The 365-nt window shown below is 79.2% G+C and carries 1 protein-coding gene; it reads left to right on the top strand.

Annotation, left to right across the window (positions count from 1 at the left end):
* Positions 1–365: hypothetical protein (locus DW297_RS19065; RefSeq protein ID WP_446724351.1), on the top strand; the 365-nt coding region annotated here is incomplete at both ends.

The following is a 365-nucleotide window of genomic DNA, read 5'->3' as shown; positions in this document are numbered from 1 at the left end:
GTTTCTTGTGAGGTGAGTGCGGCGGCGGACACGGGTTCGGGGGCGAGCGGCACCGCGGGCACAGACGATCCGGCGGACGGGATCGCGGAGGCGGACGCGGAGGATCCCGTCGACGGGACCGCGGCGGGCGCATCCGGCTCGACGGAAGGAGCGGCGGGCGCCTCAGGCACGGCGGGGGAAGTCGCGGGCACCACCGAAGACGGCTCCGTCGACGCAGGCGACGCGGGCGCATCCGGCTCGGCGGAAGGGGCCTCGGGGGCGGGGGCGGGGCCCTCCCCCTCGACCAGGGAGACCGACTCGGCGGCCGCACGCTCCGCCGCCTCCCGCGCGGCGCGCAGCTCGGCGCGCGTGCGCGGGACGGCGGG

Origin of the sequence: Microbacterium sp. PF5, from assembly GCF_004794315.1 — a bacterium.
Classification (GTDB): Bacteria; Actinomycetota; Actinomycetes; order Actinomycetales; family Microbacteriaceae; genus Microbacterium; species Microbacterium sufflavum.
This window is presented reverse-complemented; position numbering and strand designations above follow the sequence as displayed.